This window comes from Azotobacter beijerinckii (assembly GCF_900110885.1).
GTDB classification, from domain to species: domain Bacteria; phylum Pseudomonadota; class Gammaproteobacteria; order Pseudomonadales; family Pseudomonadaceae; genus Azotobacter; species Azotobacter beijerinckii.
On sequence record NZ_FOFJ01000002.1, the window covers coordinates 22,361 to 41,570 of the forward strand.

Sequence of the window (19,210 nt, forward strand, 5' to 3'; positions counted from 1 at the left end):
ATCAGGGCCGATACTGCTGACGCTCCATGTAGCGCTCGACGTACGAACAGGATGGAATCACCGTGTAACCCATCCGCCTGGCATAATCGAGCGCTTCGGCTGCCAAGGCGGCCGCGATACCACGGCCGCGCAAGGAAGTGGGGACATAGGTGCGGTAGATATCCAAGGTATTCTTACCCAAGTCCATATAGGCCAGATAGGCGCGATGCCCATCTACGATAGCCTCGAACTGATGCCCGGCTTGGTCATGGTGAATGGACAACGCCTCGCTCATTCCGTCTCCCCTTGAGTCTTGTCTTTTTTTGAACGCTTCGTACCTTATCGCTCTTTCTCCGACCAAGAAATACCCTCTCCTCCTGTTTCGCTCGAATAGCGCAACTGCTGTTTCGCTTTCGGTGTAGCACGCTTCGGGAAGAACCGCCTGCCAATCGGATGAAGCGCAAGCACTTTTCCGGGCGCTCGGCAATCGAGCACGGAGTCATGCACGAAGAAGATCAATAGAACGATCGTCCAAGACTAACTCTACAAGCTCTCCCAAACCTTGATAGGGCCTTCACATGCACAATTTTGGATAAAATTTAGACAAATTCGTGAAACTTTCGAATCCGCATAAAAAAAACATAGCGGTCTTGCGCATGCTCAGTTTACTTACTAGAAGTTATAGGTACTATGTTGCTCGGCGAATTTCCCTCGCATGGGAAATTGCTTTTTAAGATGAAAGCCACCTCAAAAGGGGAACACGATGAACAACGCTCTGAAAATTTCCGCCCTGACCCTGGCCGCCCTGCTGGCCGCAGGTTGCAGCAGCGCCTCCAAAGAAACCGAAGCCCGCATCACCGCCACCGAAGATGCCGCCGCTCGCGCCCAGGCTCGTGCCGACGAAGCCTATCGCAAAGCTGACGAAGCCCTGTCGGCCGCTCAGCGCGCCCAGCAAACCGCTGACGAAGCCAACGAGCGTGCCCTGCGCATGCTGGAAAAAGCCAGCCGCAAGTAACTGTTTCCCTGGAAACAAAAAAGCCGACCCACTTGTGGGGTCGGCTTTTTTATTTGAAGACATAGAGCAAGATCGACGAGGCACTGACAACTTGCAGCGCCCGCGAACAGCTCTCACATATCCGCTGCGTCAGGACTACTGGCCGCCAGCCCGGAGTCCGGGCCGGATATTTCAACCGGCAAGCCATCTTCCGCCGCCACAACCTCTCGAACAACTTCCCAATCCAGTCGCCGCTGACCCAGCAAGTCGTTGCGCTTGAGCAACTCGTCGACCAGCGCCGCATGCTTGTCCACCACGGAAGTCTTCGCAGACTCGTCTTCCAGCGGAGCGTGGGCCTCGAGGTAAACCTTGCCACCCGAGATACCGAACTTGTACGGCTCGTTGATGATGCGCACCTTGGTACCCACCGGCACCATGCTCGCCAGTTCCAGCACATTGTGGTTCAGCATGCGGAAACAGCCATGACTGACCCGCATGCCGATGCCGAACTTCTTGTTCGAGCCATGGATCAGATAGCCGGACAAGCCCAGGGTGAACTTGAAGGGACCCAACGGGTTGTCCGGCCCGGCCGGAACCACGGTCGGCAGCGGATCGCCGTCGGCAGCATGCTCCTCGCGGATCGACTTCGGCGGATACCAGGCCGGATCCTTGACCTTGCCGGTGATGCGGGTTTCGGTGATGGGAGAACCCCAGCCCTCACGCCCGATCCCCAGAGGATAGGTATGCACCACATTCTGGTCCTTGGGAAAATAGTACATGCGGTACTCGGCCAGATTGATGACGATCCCTTCCCGAGGCCCCGGCGGCAATATGTAACGCGTCGGCAGGAGCACCTCGGTCCCGACGCCCGGCAACCAAGGGTCCACCCCCGGGTTGGCCGCAACCATTTCCAGGTAGCCGATGTCGTTGGCCTGGCCGATATCGGCAAAGGTATCCTCGTACTCCGCCTTGACGACCTTGACCTGCCCGACCACATCCTCTCCCGGCGGAGGGAGCGGCAGCTCCAGAGCCGCCAGAGGAGCACTCAGCAGCGCCGAGAGGGACAGGGAAGCAGCAATACGCACAAACATCAGGACAGTCCTTGGCATGGCTAGCCCAAGTTAGAATTCTTGATTGTACAGCATCGGCCCGTTTAGCCAAGAACCCAGGGGATCGACCAGCCCAGGCAATCGCCCCGGCGCTGCGCCTCCAGGGCGGCACGGCAGGCCGGACATAACCGCTTATCGCGCAGCAGCGGCTTGGTAAGTCCGTGCCAACGCGGCTGTGCAGGCAGCAATCCGCCGCACAGGGTCCGATCGATCTGGCCGCCCAGCTCCAGCTGGCGGCCGACCAGATGCAGACGCACCTCGCGGCAGGCGAACAGATCGAGTTGCTCATCCGGTTCGATCAGGTAATAGGCATGCAAGGACCAGACGGGACGCGGCATGGGGGGCTCCAGAAGGGGGGCGCAACATTAGCCGAAAGGGCCCGCGCGGAAAAGCCCGAAAAGTCCCTTTCGCGAGAGACTTTCACCGTTAAAGCAGCGGCTCCAGGGTCGGCCAGAGATTGTCCAGCATCCTCGGCTGGGCCTCCGCAGTCGGGTGGATGCCGTCGGCCTGCATCATCCCCGGCACGCCGCCCACGCCGTCGAGGAAGAACGGCACCAGCGGTACCTGCTTCTCCTCGGCCAGGGTCGCATAGACCTGGCTGAAGGCCTGGTTGTAGCGGGACCCGTAGTTCGGCGGCAGCTGCATGCCGAGCAGCACGACCCGCGCTCCGCCGGAATACGCCCGGTCGATCATCGCCGCAAGATTCTGTTGCAATTGCCGTGGCGACTGCCCGCGCAGGCCATCGTTGCCACCCAGCTCGATGATCACCAGCTCCGGACTGTAGCTGGCGAGCAGCCCAGGGAGGCGCGCGAGCCCGCCGGCACTGGTGTCGCCGCTGATCGAGGCATTCACCACGCGATGCGCCAGACCGTGCTCGGCAAGACGCTTTTCCAGCAGGGCGACCCAGCCCCGGCTGGTTTCCACGCCCAAAGCGGCGCTGATACTATCGCCGACGACCAGCACGGTCCCCGCCAGCGCCCCTTGTGCCCAGAGCAACGAAGCCAGCGCACCGCCCAGCAACCACCCACGCATTGGAATCTCCATGAGCCCGAGCATTCTCGTTGCGCAGAACCTTAGCAAAGTGGTTTCCAGTGCGGAAGGCGAGCTGACCATCCTCCACGGGCTCGACCTCGACCTCCCGCACGGCGCCAGCCTGGCCATCGTCGGCAGCTCCGGCTCCGGCAAGTCGACCCTGCTCGGGCTCCTTGCCGGGCTCGACCTGCCCAGCAGCGGCGAGGTCGTGCTGGCCGGCCACAGTCTCGCCGGCCTGGACGAGGACCGCCGGGCGCGACTCCGTGCCGAGCACGTCGGCTTCGTCTTCCAGTCGTTCCAGTTGCTCGACACCCTCGATGCCCTGGCGAACGTCATGCTCCCCCTCGAGCTGGAAGGCCGTGCCGATGCCCGCGAGCGTGCCCGCGAGCTGCTGGAGCGGGTGGGACTCGGCCGGCGCCTCACCCATTATCCGAAGCAGCTCTCCGGCGGCGAGCAGCAACGCGTCGCCATCGCCCGCGCCTTCGCTGCCGAGCCGGACATCCTCTTTGCCGACGAACCGACCGGCAACCTCGACAGCCAGACCGGCGAGCGGATCAGCGACCTCCTCTTCGCCCTCAACCAGGAGCGCGGCACCACGCTGGTGCTGGTCACCCACGACGAGCGCCTGGCCCGACGCTGCCAGCGCTCGATACGCCTGGAAGCCGGCCACTTGGTCGTTCCCTCGGAGCCCTGAATGGAGCTGCCCTTCTTCCGCCTGCTGGGCCTGGCCGTCCGCCAGTTGCTGCGCGACGCCCGCGCCGGGGAACTGCGGGTGTTGTTCTTCGCCCTGCTGGTGGCGGTGATGGCGACCACCGCCATCGGCTATTTCAGCGCTCGCCTGAACGCCACCCTGCTGCTGCGCGCCACCGAGTTCCTCGGCGCCGATCTGCGCCTGAGCGGCAGCTCCCCGGCGTCTCCGGAGCAACTGGCAGCCGGCAAGGCACTCGGACTGGAACATGCCGGCGTGGTCGAGTTTTCCAGCGTGATCGCCACCGATGAAGGCATCCAGTTGGCCAGCGTCAAAGCCGCCGACAGCGCCTATCCGCTGCGCGGAGAATTGAAGAGCGCACCGGCCCTCTACCAGCCGGACAGCCGCGGTCCGGGTCCTTCGCCCGGCGAAGCCTGGGCCGAGGCACGCCTGCTGGTCGCCTTGAACCTCAAGGTCGGCGACCGCATCGAGGTCGGCGAGAAGTCTCTGCGCCTGACCCGCATCCTCACTCAGGAGCCAGACCGGGCCGGCAGCTTCTACAGCCTGACACCGCAAGTGCTGATCCATCTCGACGACCTGGCCGCCACCGGCGTGGTGCAGCCCGGCAGCCGGGTGCACTACCGCGAGCTGTGGCGTGGCAGCCCCGAAGCGCTGCGGACCTATCGCCAAGAGGTGGAGCCGCAGCTCGCCGCCGACCAGCGTCTGGAAGATGCCCGCGCCGGCAACCGGCAGATCGGCGCCGCCCTGAGCCGCGGCGAACGCTATCTGAATATCGCCAGCCTGGCCGCGGTGCTGCTGGCCGGCGTCGCCGTGGCCCTGTCGGCGGCACGCTTCGCCGCCCGGCGTCTCGACGCCAGCGCCCTGCTGCGTTGCCTCGGCCTGTCGCGGCACGCCACCCTCGCCCTGTATGGCCTGCAGCTCGGCCTGCTCGGCCTGCTCGCCTGCAGCCTCGGCGCCGCACTGGGCTGGTTGGCGCAACAGGTGCTGTTCTGGCTGCTCCAAGGGCTGCTGCCGACACAGATCCCGGCCGCCGGCCTGCTGCCGGCGCTGGCCGGCAGCGCGACCGGACTGGTCGCCCTGGCCGGCTTCGCCCTACCGCCGCTCGCTGCGCTCGGCCGGGTGCCGCCGCTGCGGGTGCTGCGCCGCGACCTGCTGCCGGTACCGCCCAGCGCCTGGTTGACCTACGGCGCCGCCCTGCTGGCGCTCGGCCTGATCATGTGGCGACTGAGCCTGGACCTGAAACTCACTCTGGCCCTGCTCGGCGGCGGCCTGCTCGCCGCATTCGCCCTCGGCGCCCTGCTCCTGCTCGGTCTGCGCACGCTACGCCGTCTGCTCGCCGCGGCACCGCTGGCCTGGCGGCTGGGAATCGGCCAGCTGCTGCGCCATCCCCTCGCCGCCGCCGGACAGGCCCTGGCCTTCGGCCTGATCCTGCTGGCCATGGCACTGGTCGCCCTGTTGCGCGGCGAACTGCTGGATACCTGGCAAAACCAGCTTCCGGAGCAGGCACCCAATCATTTCGCCCTGAACGTCCTGCCGGCGGAAAAGGAGCGCTTCATGGCGGAAGTGGCGCGCATCGCCCTGCAGAACGCGCCCCTCTACCCGGTGGTGGCAGGACGCCTGACCGCCATCAACGGCGAGCCGGTCAAGCAGATCGTCAGCAAGGACTCCCGCGGCGAGCGCGCCACCCAGCGCGACCTCAACCTGACCTGGACCGAACAACTGCCCGCCGACAATCGCCTGAGCGCCGGCCAGTGGTGGGACGAGGTCGGCAGCGGCGACCTGCCCGGCGTATCGGTCGAGGCCGAACTGGCCAAGAGCCTCGGCCTCAAGCTCGGCGACCGCCTCACCTTCAGCGTCGGCGGCCTGACCCGCGATACGCGGGTCAGCAGTCTGCGCGAAGTGCACTGGGACAGCTTCCAGCCGAACTTCTACATGATCTTCCAGCCCGGCACCCTGCAGGACCTGCCGACCACCTACCTGACCAGCTTCTACCTGCCGCCCGGCCACGATGCCGACGTGGTCCGCCTGGCGCGCAGCTTCCCCGCAGTGACCCTGCTCCAGGTCGAGGCCCTGCTGGCCCAGCTGCGCGGCATCCTCGCCCAGGTCACCCTGGCGGTGGAATACGTGCTGCTGTTCGTCCTCGCCGCCGGCCTCTGCGTACTCTTCGCCGGGCTGCAGGCCACCCTCGACGAACGCCTCCGCCAAGGCGCCCTGCTGCGCGCCCTGGGCGCCGAGCGGCGCCTGCTAGTCCAGGCCAGACGTCTGGAGTTCGCCCTGCTGGGAGCAGTCAGCGGCCTGCTCGCTGCGCTGGGCTGCGAGCTGGTCAGCGCTCTGCTCTACCGCTTTGCCTTCGACCTGCCGTGGCATCTCCATCCCTGGCTCCTGCTGCTGCCGGCACTCGGCGCGCTGCTGGTGAGCGGCGCCGGCCTGCTGGGCACCCGCCGCGCCCTCAACGCCAGCCCGCTGCAGGTACTGCGGGAAGGCTGAGCCCGCGAGCGGGTTTTGCTATCTTCAGCCCCTTTCGACATCGCGAAGACCATGAGCCGTTATCGACCGCCCCGATCTGCCGGAACGCCCCTGATCACCCCCGAAGGAGAAGCGCGCCTGCGCGCCGAACTGCACGAACTCTGGCATGTACGCCGCCCACAGGTGACCCAGGCAGTCAGCGAGGCCGCCGCCCAGGGCGACCGCTCGGAGAACGCCGAGTACACCTACGGCAAGAAGATGCTGCGGGAAATCGACAGCCGCGTGCGCTTTCTCACCAAGCGGCTGGAGAAACTCAAGGTGATCGGCGAGCGTCCCGCCGACCCGAACAAGGTCTACTTCGGCGCCTGGGTCACCCTGGAGGACGAAGACGGCGGACAGGCGCGCTACCGCATCGTCGGCCCCGACGAACTGGACCTGAAACAGAGCCTGATCAGCATCGACGCGCCCCTCGCCCGCGCACTGGTCGGCAAGGCGCTGGATGCCGAAGTCCGGGTGCCGACGCCCACCGGGGAGAAGACCTGGTACCTGGTCGCGATCGACTACCCTTGAGCCGACGACAATGAGGGAGTGTCATGAGCATCAAGAGCCTGCGCCTGTTCTTCGGCCTGCCCCTGCCGCACCGGCAGGCGGCGGCGATCGACGTCTGGCGCAACGGACTGACGCTCGGCGGCCGCCCCGTCGACAAGCGCAACCTGCACCTGACCCTGGTGTTTCTCGGCAGCCAGCCCGTCGAGCGCCTGGACGAACTGCAATGGCTGGCCGGCCAGATACGGGGAAAGGGCTTCGAGCTGAAGCTCGACCGTCTGGAAGTCGGCCGACATGGCCTCGTCTCCCTGGGCTCCAGCCAGCCGCCGGAAGCGCTGATGCAGCTGGCCGGCGAGCTGCACGACAGTCTGCGTGCCGCCGGCTACCCCCTTGAGGAGCGCGCTTTCTGGCCGCATCTCACCCTGGCTCGGCAGTGCCGGACGCATCCGGTCCTCGACAGCCTTCCGGAGTTCGCCTGGACGGCCGAGCGCTTCGTGCTCTTCCATTCGACGAACGACGAACAGGGCGGCGTCTATCGCCCCCTGTTCCATTGGCCGCTCCCCGTGCCGGACTGAGGGGCGGGCCGTCACTCGTCGTCGCGACTGGCGACCCGCGGTTGCGATTCCAGGGCATTGCGCTCGCGATGGAAGGCGAGGAAATACTTGTTCACGCTGTTCACGTAGTTGACCACGCCCATGCCCACCTGCTCGGCGGCGATGCGTTCGACCTGGAAGAACCACTGGTCGGGGTTCAGCCCGCGCCGTCTCGCCTCGGCCTGCAGCTGCTGCACCCGCTGCGGCCCGATGTTGTACGCCGCCAGGGTGAAGGCCATGCGTTCGCGCTCGTTGAAACGCGGACTGGAGAAGAAGTTCCGGCGCAGCGAAGCCAGGTAGCGGGCGCTGGCCTGGACGTTGTTGTCCAGCAGATGGATGTTGCCCACCCCGACGCTGCGGGCGGCGGTCGGGGTGACCTGCATCAGCCCGGTGGCGCTGCCGGCACCGCGCGCCGCCGGATTCAGGCTCGACTCCTTGAAGGCGACCGCTGCCAGGTTCAGCCAGTCGAGGTCGTTGCGCTCGGCATGCTGCTGCAGGACCGGGCGAACCCTCTCGAGGCGCCTGAGTTCGTTCCCGCCCAGGGGATTGTGCACCTTGTAGAGACGCCGGTAGACGCGCTGGAAGACCGCATCCTGATCGGCCGGGCTGCGGTAGTCCTTGAGGAACTGGTCGACGCTGGCGCGCAACATGCCGGCATCGCGGCGAACGAACCAGCTCAGATCGTCGTCGCGGGAGAAGACCACCTCGGACTCCACCTGCAGCTGGGGCAGCACCTTGGCCCAACGCTGGGCGATCGGCAGCTCCACCGCGGTCAGGGAATAGATGCCGGCCTGCACCATTTCCAACACATCCTCCACCGCCAGGCTGGGATCGACCCACTCGATGACGATCGGCCGCAGGTTGCGCGCGGCCAGTTGCTCGTTGACCTTGTGCACGGCATCGCCGACGGCGCTGCCGGCCGGCAACACCAGGGTCTTGCCGGCCAGCTGGTCGAGCCGCCGGTAGCGGCGCGCGCCCTGGCGGCCGACCAGGACCAGCGGCACCTGGCTCATGATCGGCGCGCTGGGGCTGACATCGCCGTGACCGCGCAGATGAAGCAGCTCGCCGGGGGCGACCAGATCGCCCTCGCCACGCTGCAGGGCGGCGATCAACTGGTCCTTGGCCTTGGGAATGATCTCCAGACGGAGGCTGCGACCGTCCTTGGCGATGCGGTTGAGGTAGTGCTCGAAGGCACGCAGGCGCAGGTATTCGACGCCGATGGGCTGTCCATTCACCTCGCCCGAGCTGTTCCGGCTCTGATTCACCAGCACCCGCAGCACGCCGCTGCTGCGCACCTGTGGTAGGTCGCGGGCCTCTCCCGGCCGTTGCCAGGCCTCCGGCGGCCCGGCCAGACGCGCTGCCGCCGGAAGTGGCAACAGGCTCAGCAGGCAGACCAACAGGAGCAATCTTCTTCTTGTTGTTATTGGCATCCGGCCTCCAGAAAGCAGCATTTGGCGAACAAATGAACGCAGTAAGAACTCCCGTATCTGGAGCAAGTTCCCCAGGGCATGAACCGCCAAGACTCTCACAGCATGCCGCCCAAGGCCAGACCGGTTCGTCCGCTGGCCGTCAAGCTACTGATTTGCCAAACCTTTTAATTTCATCGAATAGGCTCTGCTATGCTCCCCGCGTTCATTTTCGAGGTATTGCCATGCAACTCGTCGACATCGGCGTCAACCTGACCCATTCCAGCTTCGACCACGACCGCGAAGCCCTGCTGGTCCGGGCCTACCAGACCGGGGTCTGCCAGCTGGTGCTGACCGGCACCAGCGTGGCGGACAGCGAACAGGCCCTGGCGCTCTGCCGGCAACTGGACGAGGCTGGCGAGCGCCTGTTCGCCACCGCCGGCGTCCATCCCCACGATGCCGGCGAGTGGACGCCCGACAGCGCCCGCCAGCTGCGCGAGCTGCTGAAGGAAGAGCGAATTCGCGCCGTCGGCGAGTGCGGCCTGGACTTCAACCGCGACCTGTGCCCGCGGCCACGACAGGAAAAGACCCTGGAAGAGCAGCTGGCGCTGGCCGTCGAGCTCGGCAAGCCGGTGTTCCTCCATGAGCGCGATGCCAGCCAGCGCCTGGTCGAGATGCTGCGCCACTACCGTGACAGCCTGGCGGCGGCCGTGGTGCACTGCTTCACCGGCGACAAACAGGCCCTCTTCGCCTATCTCGACCTGGACCTGCACATCGGCATCACCGGCTGGATCTGCGACGAGCGCCGCGGCACCCACCTGCACCCGCTGGTGCGGGAAATCCCCGCCGGCCGGCTGATGCTGGAAAGCGACGCCCCCTACCTGCTGCCGCGGACCCTGCGCCCCAAACCCAAAAGCGGGCACAACGAACCGGCCTTCCTGCCCGAAGTGCTGCGCGAGGTCGCCCGCCATCGCAACGAATCCGAAGAAGCGCTGGCCGAACACAGCACGGCCTGCGCCCGGCGCTTCTTCGCGCTGCCGGAACTCGCCGACCGCTGAACGGAAGGACAAGGACGCTGCGGGCCTGCTCCGCTCGTCCAGTCCCGGGCGAAATGCCGGCCAGGAACCTAGACTTTCCCTCATCGCCTGGAGGATGAGGGACATGGGTAAGCGCACAACGGAATATTTCCACCACTACGAAGACTGCCACCACAACCGGACCAACCTGGCCCTGCACATGCTGGCCCTGCCGCTGTTCGTCGTGGCGTGCCTGGTGCTGGCAAGCGCGCTGCTGAGCCTGAACCTGCTGGCGCTGATACTCGGCGGACTCGGCCTGTCCGCCGCCCTCGCCCTGCTCGCCCAGGGCCACCGGTTCGAGACGGGCTCCGACCCCCGCCATCCGGAGAACTCCCTGTCCCATCTGTTGGTCGAGCAGTTCCTGACCTTCCCCTGGTTCGTCCTGAGCGGCGCCTGGCGGCGGGCCTGGAAGGCCTGTCGGCGTAACTGAGCCGGGCAGCGAGCCCCCTCAGCCGAAATATTCGCCCAGGGTCAGCAACACCTGATCGGCCTGTTGCGCGGTCGAATCCAGCTCCTCGCGCCAGCGGTCGACCAAGGGCTGCAGATCGGCCTCCCGCTCCGCCCGCGACAGCCACTGCAAGCGGTCGTGCCAGTCGCCGAGTGCCGACTGCGCGGCCTTCAGCAGCTCCGGCTCGGCGCCGGAAAAGTCGACCAGATCGGGATAGGCCTCGGCGCCGTAGCGCACCCGCTTGATCAGCAGCCGCAGCCGGTGGCGGTCGTGGGTCGGATCGCGCAGCGCTTCGCCCAGACGCCGGCCTTGGCGCGCCTGACGCTTGAGAATGCGCCTGGCCAGCCCGCGCAGGGCCCCGTCGCGCCCGGCCTGGCGCCAGAGCGACGGCCAAAGGGTCAGGGTGCCGCACAACTGCCGCCACTCGGGGCTGGCCAGCAAGCCGTCGCGCCCGACCTCCAGCTGCTCCCGGCGCGAGCCGATCCGGTCGGGCCGGACGGACTCCAGCTCCTGCAGCAGCACCTCGTCGTCGCGCAGCGGCGTGCTCAGGCGCCCCACTGCTGCGGCCGCCTCATCCAGGGGATCGACGCCGGGCAAACCGCGCAACGGGCGCAGCAGACTGCGCAGCCGGCGCAAGGCGACGCGCAGATCGTGCAACGCCTCGCCATCGCTGCGGGCGGCCAGGCGGGTGGCACAGGCCTGCAGCGCAACGTCCAGTCGCATAACCCGCTCCTGCAACCGATCGGCGATCATCCATCACCTCCCTCGAAACAGGCGCCCCGGGATGAACGGCGCGCCGGACATGCAGTTGCAGCGTAGTACGGATCAGCCGCTGCCGACGCGCCAGGGCAACGTCCGACGCAGACGCCGCAGGGCCCGCGCCAGCTCGCCCGGCGCCCCTTCCCGTCCGGCATAGCGCTGCGCCTCGAAGAGCACGACGAAGGCCCAAATCGCCCCGGCCTGCGCGGGCAACTGCCGCGCCGCCCGCTCGGCGAAGGCCCGCGGCCCCTCGCCCGGCCCGCGCTGCAGGCCGTGACGCGCCAGCAAGCGTTCGAAACGCCGGAACAGCCGCTGCTGCGCGTCGCCCTCGCGCCGCCAGGGCTTGAACAGCCAGAGCGCGACCACCGCCCACATCGCGGCGACGGAGGCGACGGCGGCCACCCCCAGCAGACGCAGGTCGGCGTTGCCGAACCAGCTGCGCAGGGTCTGCAGCTGCTGTTCGCCCTGATAGCCGAGCACCCAGCGCTGCCAGCCGTAGTTCAGGTTGTCCCAGGACAGCCGCAGCCGATTGAGCCAGCCGATGTCGCGATAGCGCGCCAGGGACAACGGTGCCTCCTCGAGGAAGCCCTGCTCCTCGCCGAGCGCCTGCTGCAGCCCCCGCTCGATGCGTTCCGGCGCCACCTGGAAGGTCGGATCGACGGCGCTCCAGCCCTGCTGCGGCTGCCAGTACTCGACCCAGGCATGGGCGTCGAACTGGTGCACCAGCAGGTAGTTGCCGGCCGGATTGAACTCGCCGCCCTGGTAGCCGGTGACCACTCGCGCGGGAATCCCGGCGGCGCGCAGCACGAAGGTCATGGCGCTGGAGAAATGCTCGCAGAAGCCTTGGCGGCTGGCGAAGAGGAACTCGTCGATGCTGTCGCGCCCCAGCAGCGGCGGTTTCAGGGTGTAGTGGAAAGGCTCGCGGTTGAAGTGATCGAGCAGCGCCTGCACCAGCGCCTCCGGCTGCGGATGGCGACGACGCAGCTCGGCGGCCCAGGCACGGCTCTGCGGATTGCCCCGCTCCGGCAGTTGCAGGGCACGCCGAAGCGCACTGGCGGAACCCTCCGGCTCGCGCAGGGCGTCCGGCCAGGAGACCACCCGGTAGAGCAGCGGCTGGGTCACCGGGCGGCGCTGCTGGAGACGGAAATCGTCCATCAGGCGGGCGTCGTCGGGAGCGCTGCCGGCGACATCCAGGCTGTACAGCCAGGGCTGGTTGCTCGGTTGCATGACGATGCTGTAGGCGAGCGGCTCGCCGCGCTTCTCCCAGGCCGGCGGCTCGAGTTGCTGCGCACCCGGGGCCTGCGACCAGCGCCGCCCGTCGAAATGCTCCAGGGTCAGCGCCCGCCAGTAGAGCCGGCTGCGCTCCGGCAGCGGGCCCTCGAAACCGACCCGGAAGGCCAGCTCGCCGGACCGACCGAGTTCGGCGATGTCGCCGGGCGTCATGCTGTCGGACAGACCGGTCACGCCCCGCTCGCGGGGGCCGGGCAGGGTCCACAGCGGTTCGAAGCGCGGAAAGAACAGAAACAGCAACAGCATCAGCGGCGCCGCCTGCAACAGCAGGCCGCCGGCCAGGCGCAGGGTGGCCCAGGGGTTGGCCGCCAGGGCGCTCTGCTGCAGGCCGATCAGCGCCGCCAGCAGGGCGGCGAGCGGCAGCAGGTAGTACAGCGCAGCGAGAATGCCGTCCTCGAACAGGCAGGCGGTGGCCAGGGCGAAGAAGCCGAGGAAGACCACCACCAGCGCATCGCGCCGGCTGCGCACCTCCACCAGCTTGAGAACGAAGGCGGCGATCAGCAGCACCACCCCGGCCTCCAGACCGACCGGCCCACCGCGGGAGAGATACACGCCAAGCCCGGTGCCGAGCATCAGCGCAGCCTTGACCCGGCCGTTGGGATAGGGCGCGCGCATGCGAAAGATCTGGATGCGCCAGCCGGCGCAGCCGAGCCAGAGGCCGACGATCCACGCCGGCAGATGGCCCAGGTGCGGCAGGATCACCAGCAGTTGGGCGATCAGCAGCCAGGTCAGGCCGACGCGCGGGATCGGCTGCAGCGCCGCGCCGGACTGCGCCGCCGTCATGGCGCCTCCCCGTACAGCGCCAAGGCGCGCAGACAGGCCTCGCGGTGCGCCTCGCCGCTGTCCGGGCCGAGCCGCCGGCCAGGCAGTTGCAGGACGAACGGCCGCTGGCAGACGGACAGCTCGAGCACCCAGTGACAGAGCAGCGACAGGCGGCTTTCACCGTCGCCCGCCAGCGCGGCGAAATCCAGACACAGCTCGCTGCCCTCCAGCGCGGCGAAATCCTTGACCAACAGCCCCCGGCCGCGGGAATAGGCCTTCCAGTCCAGACGCCGTTTCGAGTCGCCGGGCCGGTAGGCGCGCAGCCCCTGGTAGTCGTCCACCCCCTCGCCCCGCGCTCGCCGCCCCTCCTCCTCGGCCTCCTCCAGCGCACCGGCGGAAAGCGGCAGATCGCCGGAGAGCGGCTGCGGATAGACCAGCGCCCGCTGCTCCGGGGCGATCCAGCTCCAGGCCACCATCAGCCCCAGCGGAAAGCGGCTCTCGACCCGCAGGCGCGGCGCCGGCAGCCAGCCGCGTCGCGGTGCGGGCAGGCCCAGCTCCACGGTGACGGCCCCCCCGGCAGGCAGGTCGTAGAGCTGCGGCGCGCCGCTCGACCAGCCCAACGCCAGCGCCTGATGGGCGCGGCCGTCGCTGTCCAGGCGGATCGGAAAGCGCGCCTGCTCGCCGGCGAACACCGCCGCCGGCGCCCCGGCCTGGAGGCGCAATCCGGCCAGGTTGCGATAGGTATGCAGGACGCCGACCAGAAACACCGCGCCGAGCAGGAAGGTCAGCGCATAGGCCAGGCTGTTGCGGTAGTTGATCGCCGCCAGCAGCATCAGCAGCAGGGCCGCGCCGAAGGCCGCACCGACGCGGCTGGGGACGATGAAGATGCAGCCGCGGTCGAGCCGCGCACCACCCGCGGCGCCGACGATCCGCCCCGGCCAGCGGGTGCGGACGCTTTTCAGGGATTCGGCCAGCATCAGACTGCCGCCACCTCGCGCAGCAGCCACTGCACCAGCGTGCCGCCGCCGTGCCCCGCCGGATCGGCCCGCTCGCGCAGGCGGTGGCCGGCCACCGCCGGCAGCACCGCCTGCACGTCCTCCGGGATCACGTAGTCGCGCCCGGCAAGGAAGGCCCAGGCCCGGGACGCCGCCAGCAGCGCCAGACTGCCCCGCGGCGACAGCCCCCAGGCGAACTGCGGCTGGCTGCGGGTAGCCTCGACCAGCCGCAGCACATAGTCGACCAGCGCGTCGCTGACCCGCACCCGTGGGATCTCCGCCTGGATCTCCGCCAGCAGGGCATGGTCGAGGATCGGCGCAAGCTCCGGCAGCCGCTGGCGCCCCGAGCCGCCCATCAGCAGCGCCCGCTCCGCGGCCCGCGCCGGGTAGCCCAGCGACAGGCGCATGAGGAAGCGGTCCAGTTGCGACTCCGGCAGGGCGAAGGTGCCGCCCTGGCTGACCGGGTTCTGGGTGGCGATCACGAAGAACGGCGCGGGCAGCGGCCGGGTCGCGCCCTCGATGGTCACCTGCCCCTCCTCCATCGCCTCGAGCAGCGCGCTCTGGCTCTTCGGGGTAGCCCGGTTGATCTCGTCGGCCAGGATCAGCTCGGCAAAGATCGGTCCCGGATAAAAGACGAACTGCCCGCTTTCCCGGTCGAACACCGAAGTACCGAGGATGTCGCCGGGCAACAGGTCGGCGGTGAACTGGATGCGCTGGAAACCCAACCCCAACACCCTGGCCAGCGCATGGCTGAGGGTCGTCTTGCCCATGCCGGGCAGATCCTCGAGCAACAGATGGCCGCGCGCCAGCAGACAGGTCAGGGCCAGACGCACCTGCAACTCCTTGCCCAGCAACACCCGGTCGATACTCTGCAAACAGCTTTCCAGTCGCGTGCGCATGCCTGACTCCTCGATTGCGAAGGCCCGATGCTACCGGCCTGCCCCGCGAGGGCAAGGCTGCCGGCGCGCGCAACGGCAGAAATGTGACGCAGCCCCTGGACCGGCGCGAAAAGACCCAGGTCGCCGGCCTCTAGCCATGATGCCGGCGGGCTTGCGCTTGATTGCCTCTGCCTGCCGCCAGCGGAGCCTTGGCAGCCAGGGTGATCGAGAAATGAACGGAGTGAAACGGGCGCTAGACCGGCAAGGCCCCCAGCGCCCGGACCATCTTCCGCAACAGCGGAGCCTCGCCGGCCAGCCTCACGCGCAAGCCATCGATCTCCCGACGCGGCGGATAATGCTTGCGCAGGGCATCGAAGGCGGTGCGCCGGGCCTGTTCGTCGCCACCCAGGCTGCGGCGGAAATCGGCGTCGTCGCGGCGCGGGTCGTACACCGCCCGGCACAGCATCGCCAGCGCCCAGGCCGGATCGGCGCCGCCTTCCAGCCCCACCTCGCCGAGCCAGGGCGGCGGCAGCAGCTCGTCCAGCTGCACGCTCGGCGGCACGCCCAGGTGCTCGCAGAAGGCCCGGTAGACCTGCGCCGTACCGCGCCACTTGCCGTCCAGGCTATGCCCGGCGATGTGCGGCGTGGCGATATGGCAGAGCCCGGCCAGGGCGACATCCACCTGTGGCTCGCCCTCCCAGACGTCCAGCACCGCCTGCAGGTCGCTGCGCTCGCCGAGCGTCTCGCGCAGCGCCCGGTTGTCGACCACCGCGCCGCGACTGGCATTGATCAGCCAGCTACCCGGCCGCAGCTGCGCCAGCCGCTCGCGGCCGAACAGGTGCCAGGTCGGATGAGCGCCCTCGCGGGTCAGCGGCGTGTGCAGGCTCACCACGTCGCACTCGCCCAGCAGGGTCGGCAGGTCGACGAAATCGCCGCCCTCGGCCGCCTGGCGCAGCGGATCGCACACCCGCACGCGCCAGCCCAACCCGCGCAGCACCTCGACCAGCCGCCCGCCGACCTGGCCGGCACCGACCACCCCGTAGCAGCGGGAAGCCAGCTCGACGCCCTGCCGCTCGGCCAGGCTGAGCAGACTACCCAGCACGTAATCGACCACCCCGCGGGCGTTGCAGCCCGGCGCACTGGCCCAGGCGATGCCGCACTGGCGAAAATAGTCCAGGTCCAGATGGTCCGTGCCGATGGTGCAGGTGCCGACGAAACGCACCCGGCTGCCCTCCAGCAGGCCGGCATCGACCCGAGTGACCGAACGCACCAGCAGCACCTCGGCATCCTCCAGCGTGGCACGGTCGATGGCGCGCCCGGGCAGCCGTCGGATCTCGCCGAAGGCGGAAAAGAAGGCATCGATCAGGGGAATGTTTTCGTCGACGAGGATTCGCATGGCAGGCTCCTTTCAAGGAGGCCCATTCTAAAACGCATCGCTAGGCCGAGGGCCAGTCCGGGGCACCGCGCATTTCCCACCGCCGCCCCCGGGCGTAGACTACCCACCCCTCCGCTTCCCCCACGACGACCGGACATGCCACTCGAACCGCGCCTGCAGCGGCTGCGCCGCGAACTGCGCGCCCTCGTCAGCCTCGCCCTGCCGATCATCGTCGCGCAACTGGCGCATATCGCCATGGGCTTCGTCGACACCCTGATGGCCGGCCGGGTCGGACCCGCAGACCTCGCCGCGGTCGCCCTCGGCAACTCGCTCTGGGTGCCCACCTATCTGCTGACCACCGGCATCCTGCTGGCCACCACGCCCAAGGTCGCGCACCTTCAGGGCGCCGGCCAGCAGCCGGAAATCGGCCCGCTGGTCCGCCAGGCGCTCTGGCTGGCTCTCGCCGCCGGCAGCGGCGGTGCCCTGCTGCTGTGGAACGCCGAACCCGCGCTGCATCTGATGCAGGTCGAAGCCGCCCTGATCGAGCCGACCATGGGCTACCTGCGCGCGGTCGCCTGCGGCATCCCGGCGGTGGCCCTGTACTACGTGCTGCGCTGCTTCAGCGACGGCCTCGGCCATACCCGGCCGAGCATGCTGATCGGCATCGCCGGCCTGCTGCTGAACATTCCGGCCAACTACGTCTTCATCCACGGCAAGTTCGGCCTGCCGGCCATGGGCGGGGTCGGCTGCGGCTGGGCGACCGCCCTGGTGATGATCTTCATGCTGCTGGCCATGCTCGTCTGGACACGGCGGGCGCCGTGCTACCGGCCGAGCCGGCTGTTCGACCGCTTCGACCGCCCGCAGTGGCCGGTCATCCGCCGCCTGCTGGGGATCGGGCTGCCGATCGGCGTGGCAGTGTTCGCCGAAGCGAGCATCTTCTCGGTGATCGCCCTGCTGATCGGCGGCCTCGGCGCCCAGGTGGTCGCCGGTCACCAGATCGCCCTGAACTTCTCCGGCCTGGTGTTCATGATCCCCTATTCCCTGGGCATGGCGGTCACCGTCCGGGTCGGCCATGCCCTGGGCCGCGGCAGCCCCCGCGACGCCCGCTTCAGCGCCGGCGTCGGAATGGCCACCGCGCTGGGCTTCGCCGCCCTGGCGGCCGGCGCCATGCTGCTGCTGCGCGAGGGCATCCCGCAGATCTACAGCACCGACCCGGCGGTAGTCGCCATCGCCGGCGGCCTGCTCCTCTATTCCGCGCTCTTCCAGTTCTCCGACGCCATCCAGGTGACCGCCGCCGGGGCCCTGCGCGGCTACCAGGACACCCCCGCGATCATGCTGATCACCCTGTTCGCCTACTCTTACTGTGTCACTAAATTGAGCTATCGTCAGTAGATCTTCGGCAGTTCGAAGGAGACCGACGATGGACTCGATGATCCGGTTCGACGAATACCTGGCGCATCTGGCGGCCGGCCTGGGACATGCCGACCGGGAAGCTGGGCTGCGCGGCTATTGCTCAGGCCTGATGCTGCCCCTGGCGCGCAAGAGCGTGGAGCCCATGGCGGCACACCTCGACCCCTTGCATGCCAGTGCCCGGCACCAGGCGTTGCATCACTTCGTGGCCAAGGCCGACTGGTCGGATGCCGAACTGCTGCGCCGCGTGGCCCGGTGGGTCCTGCCGACAATGGATCTGTCCGCGGGCGGTTACTGGCTCGTGGACGACACCGGCTTCCCGAAGAAGGGGCGGCACTCGGTGGGCGTGGCACGCCAGTACTGCGGGGTACTGGGCAAGCAGGACAACTGCCAGGTGGCGGTCAGTGTCTCGCTGGCCTGCGAACAGGCGAGCCTGCCCATGGCGTGGCGTTTGTACCTGCCCCGGGAGTGGGCCGAAGATGCCGGGCGACGCCGCCAGGCCGGCGTGCCCGAGGAAGTCCGCTTCACCACCAAGCCCCAGATAGCGTTGCAGCAGTTGCAGGCGCTGCTCACGGCTGGAGAGCCGCACCATTGTGTGGTGGCCGATGCCGGCTACGGCGTGGACAGCGCCTTTCGCCAGGGCCTGACGGCCATGGATCTGCCCTATGTGGTCGGTATCACCTCGGTCGTGCGGGTGTGGCCGCCCGGGCAGCAGCCGCTACCGCCCAAACCGTGGAGTGGCAAGGGACGTCCGCCGGTAGCCACGCGACGTTCGCCGCAGCATCGACCGTTGTCGGTGAAGGAACTGGCCCTGTCGCTGCCGCCCGACGCCTTTACGGAACTCACCTGGCGCCAGGGAACCAACACGCCGCTGAGCGGGCGTTTCGCTGCAGTACGGGTACGCCCTGCCGGCAGCGTATCGGCAAAACAGCGGCTGCACCCGCAGCAATGGCTGCTGATCGAATGGCCCCTCGCCCAAGCCGAGCCGACCCGCTACTGGCTGTCCACGCTTGCGGAGGACACGCCGCTGCCGGAGCTGGTACGCATCGCCCATCTGCGTTGGCGTATCGAGCGCGACTATCAGGATCTCAAGCAGGACCTGGGGCTGGGACATTACGAGGGGCGTGGTTGGCGGGGATTCCACCACCATGCCAGCTTGAGCATCGCCGCCTACGGTTTTCTGCTCGGGCAGCGCCTGCGCCGTGAGGCCCTGTCCGGACCGGATGGCCCAGGAAAAAAAAACCTCATGGGCGGCCCGGTACCTGCGCTTCCCGCGGATTACCACCCCCGCGGTCGGCCAGCGCGCGCAGCGGCACGTGGCGGACTCGATCACGACGCTGCGTCATCAACTGGGTGTCTACCTGATGCTTGAGTATTGCCGGG

The 19,210-nt window shown here is 68.2% G+C and carries 19 protein-coding genes; 9 read left to right on the forward strand and 10 right to left on the reverse strand.

Annotation, left to right across the window (positions count from 1 at the left end):
- Position 1: 1 nt before the first annotated feature.
- On the reverse strand, positions 2–274 hold the full coding sequence (locus tag BMY22_RS01060; protein ID WP_090618888.1) for a GNAT family N-acetyltransferase: 273 nt from the start codon (positions 272–274) through the stop codon (positions 2–4).
- Positions 275–742: 468 nt separating this feature from the next.
- Between BMY22_RS01060 and BMY22_RS01065 the strand changes: the two genes are divergently transcribed.
- The gene (locus BMY22_RS01065) at positions 743–994 is read left to right on the forward strand and encodes an Lpp/OprI family alanine-zipper lipoprotein (RefSeq protein ID WP_090618889.1); all 252 of its coding nucleotides are present in this window, start codon (positions 743–745) and stop codon (positions 992–994) included.
- A 113-nt stretch (positions 995–1,107) separates the two neighbouring features.
- On the opposite strand, the gene BMY22_RS01070 is transcribed toward BMY22_RS01065, so the two are convergent.
- From BMY22_RS01070 to BMY22_RS01080, 3 genes are all read right to left on the reverse strand, one after another.
- A complete protein-coding gene (locus BMY22_RS01070; protein ID WP_090618891.1) occupies positions 1,108–2,064 on the reverse strand; it encodes a L,D-transpeptidase family protein in 957 nt (318 codons plus the stop codon).
- Between the two features lie 62 nt (positions 2,065–2,126).
- Positions 2,127–2,420, reverse strand: coding sequence for a hypothetical protein (locus BMY22_RS01075; RefSeq protein WP_090618892.1), 294 nt, complete (start codon positions 2,418–2,420; stop codon positions 2,127–2,129).
- 88 nt (positions 2,421–2,508) lie between these two features.
- Positions 2,509–3,114, reverse strand: coding sequence for an arylesterase (locus tag BMY22_RS01080; RefSeq protein ID WP_167363678.1), 606 nt, complete (start codon positions 3,112–3,114; stop codon positions 2,509–2,511).
- 10 nt (positions 3,115–3,124) lie between these two features.
- On the opposite strand from BMY22_RS01080, the gene BMY22_RS01085 reads away from it, so the two are divergent.
- From BMY22_RS01085 to thpR, 4 genes are read left to right on the forward strand one after another with little or no spacing between them, the layout of a single operon-like run.
- Positions 3,125–3,808: an ABC transporter ATP-binding protein gene (locus BMY22_RS01085; RefSeq protein WP_090618894.1), complete on the forward strand. Its 684-nt coding sequence runs from the start codon at positions 3,125–3,127 to the stop codon at positions 3,806–3,808.
- The gene (locus tag BMY22_RS01090; protein WP_090618895.1) at positions 3,809–6,310 is read left to right on the forward strand and encodes an ABC transporter permease; all 2,502 of its coding nucleotides are present in this window, start codon (positions 3,809–3,811) and stop codon (positions 6,308–6,310) included. It begins immediately after the preceding gene.
- Between the two features lie 51 nt (positions 6,311–6,361).
- Positions 6,362–6,859: a transcription elongation factor GreB gene (gene greB, locus BMY22_RS01095; protein ID WP_090618897.1), complete on the forward strand. Its 498-nt coding sequence runs from the start codon at positions 6,362–6,364 to the stop codon at positions 6,857–6,859.
- 23 nt (positions 6,860–6,882) lie between these two features.
- Complete coding sequence (gene thpR, locus BMY22_RS01100) at positions 6,883–7,410, forward strand: RNA 2',3'-cyclic phosphodiesterase (protein WP_090618898.1); 528 nt, start codon at positions 6,883–6,885, stop codon at positions 7,408–7,410.
- A gap of 11 nt (positions 7,411–7,421) precedes the next feature.
- Here the strand turns inward: thpR and BMY22_RS01105 are convergent, their stop codons facing one another.
- Entirely contained in the window at positions 7,422–8,858 is a 1,437-nt protein-coding gene (locus BMY22_RS01105; RefSeq protein ID WP_090618900.1) for an MltF family protein, read from the reverse strand.
- Positions 8,859–9,079: 221 nt separating this feature from the next.
- On the opposite strand from BMY22_RS01105, the gene BMY22_RS01110 reads away from it, so the two are divergent.
- Both BMY22_RS01110 and BMY22_RS01115 read left to right on the forward strand, forming a co-directional pair.
- Positions 9,080–9,892 carry a TatD family hydrolase gene (locus BMY22_RS01110; RefSeq protein WP_090618902.1) on the forward strand — a complete coding sequence of 271 codons (813 nt, stop codon included), beginning with the start codon at positions 9,080–9,082 and terminating at the stop codon, positions 9,890–9,892.
- 103 nt (positions 9,893–9,995) lie between these two features.
- Positions 9,996–10,340, forward strand: a complete 345-nt coding sequence (locus BMY22_RS01115; RefSeq protein WP_090618903.1) for a hypothetical protein — start codon at positions 9,996–9,998, stop codon at positions 10,338–10,340.
- Positions 10,341–10,358: 18 nt separating this feature from the next.
- On the opposite strand, the gene BMY22_RS01120 is transcribed toward BMY22_RS01115, so the two are convergent.
- From BMY22_RS01120 to pdxB, 5 genes are all read right to left on the reverse strand, one after another.
- Positions 10,359–11,111, reverse strand: a complete 753-nt coding sequence (locus BMY22_RS01120) for a CHAD domain-containing protein (RefSeq protein WP_090618905.1) — start codon at positions 11,109–11,111, stop codon at positions 10,359–10,361.
- A gap of 72 nt (positions 11,112–11,183) precedes the next feature.
- On the reverse strand, positions 11,184–13,190 hold the full coding sequence (locus BMY22_RS01125) for a transglutaminase TgpA family protein (RefSeq protein WP_090618906.1): 2,007 nt from the start codon (positions 13,188–13,190) through the stop codon (positions 11,184–11,186).
- On the reverse strand, positions 13,187–14,146 hold the full coding sequence (locus BMY22_RS01130; protein WP_090618908.1) for a DUF58 domain-containing protein: 960 nt from the start codon (positions 14,144–14,146) through the stop codon (positions 13,187–13,189). Before BMY22_RS01130 ends, BMY22_RS01125 begins: the two co-directional genes overlap by 4 nt.
- Positions 14,146–15,063, reverse strand: coding sequence for an AAA family ATPase (locus BMY22_RS01135; protein WP_090618909.1), 918 nt, complete (start codon positions 15,061–15,063; stop codon positions 14,146–14,148). Before BMY22_RS01135 ends, BMY22_RS01130 begins: the two co-directional genes overlap by 1 nt.
- A 232-nt stretch (positions 15,064–15,295) precedes the next feature.
- Positions 15,296–16,438 carry a 4-phosphoerythronate dehydrogenase PdxB gene (gene pdxB, locus BMY22_RS01140; RefSeq protein WP_090618911.1) on the reverse strand — a complete coding sequence of 381 codons (1,143 nt, stop codon included), beginning with the start codon at positions 16,436–16,438 and terminating at the stop codon, positions 15,296–15,298.
- A gap of 135 nt (positions 16,439–16,573) precedes the next feature.
- Between pdxB and BMY22_RS01145 the strand changes: the two genes are divergently transcribed.
- Together BMY22_RS01145 and BMY22_RS01150 are read left to right on the forward strand one after the other, a co-directional pair.
- Complete coding sequence (locus tag BMY22_RS01145) at positions 16,574–17,809, forward strand: MATE family efflux transporter (protein WP_090618913.1); 1,236 nt, start codon at positions 16,574–16,576, stop codon at positions 17,807–17,809.
- 28 nt (positions 17,810–17,837) lie between these two features.
- Positions 17,838–19,199 (forward strand): IS701 family transposase, encoded by a 1,362-nt coding sequence (locus tag BMY22_RS01150; protein ID WP_090618915.1) that lies wholly within the window; start codon positions 17,838–17,840, stop codon positions 19,197–19,199.
- Positions 19,200–19,210: the final 11 nt, after the last annotated feature.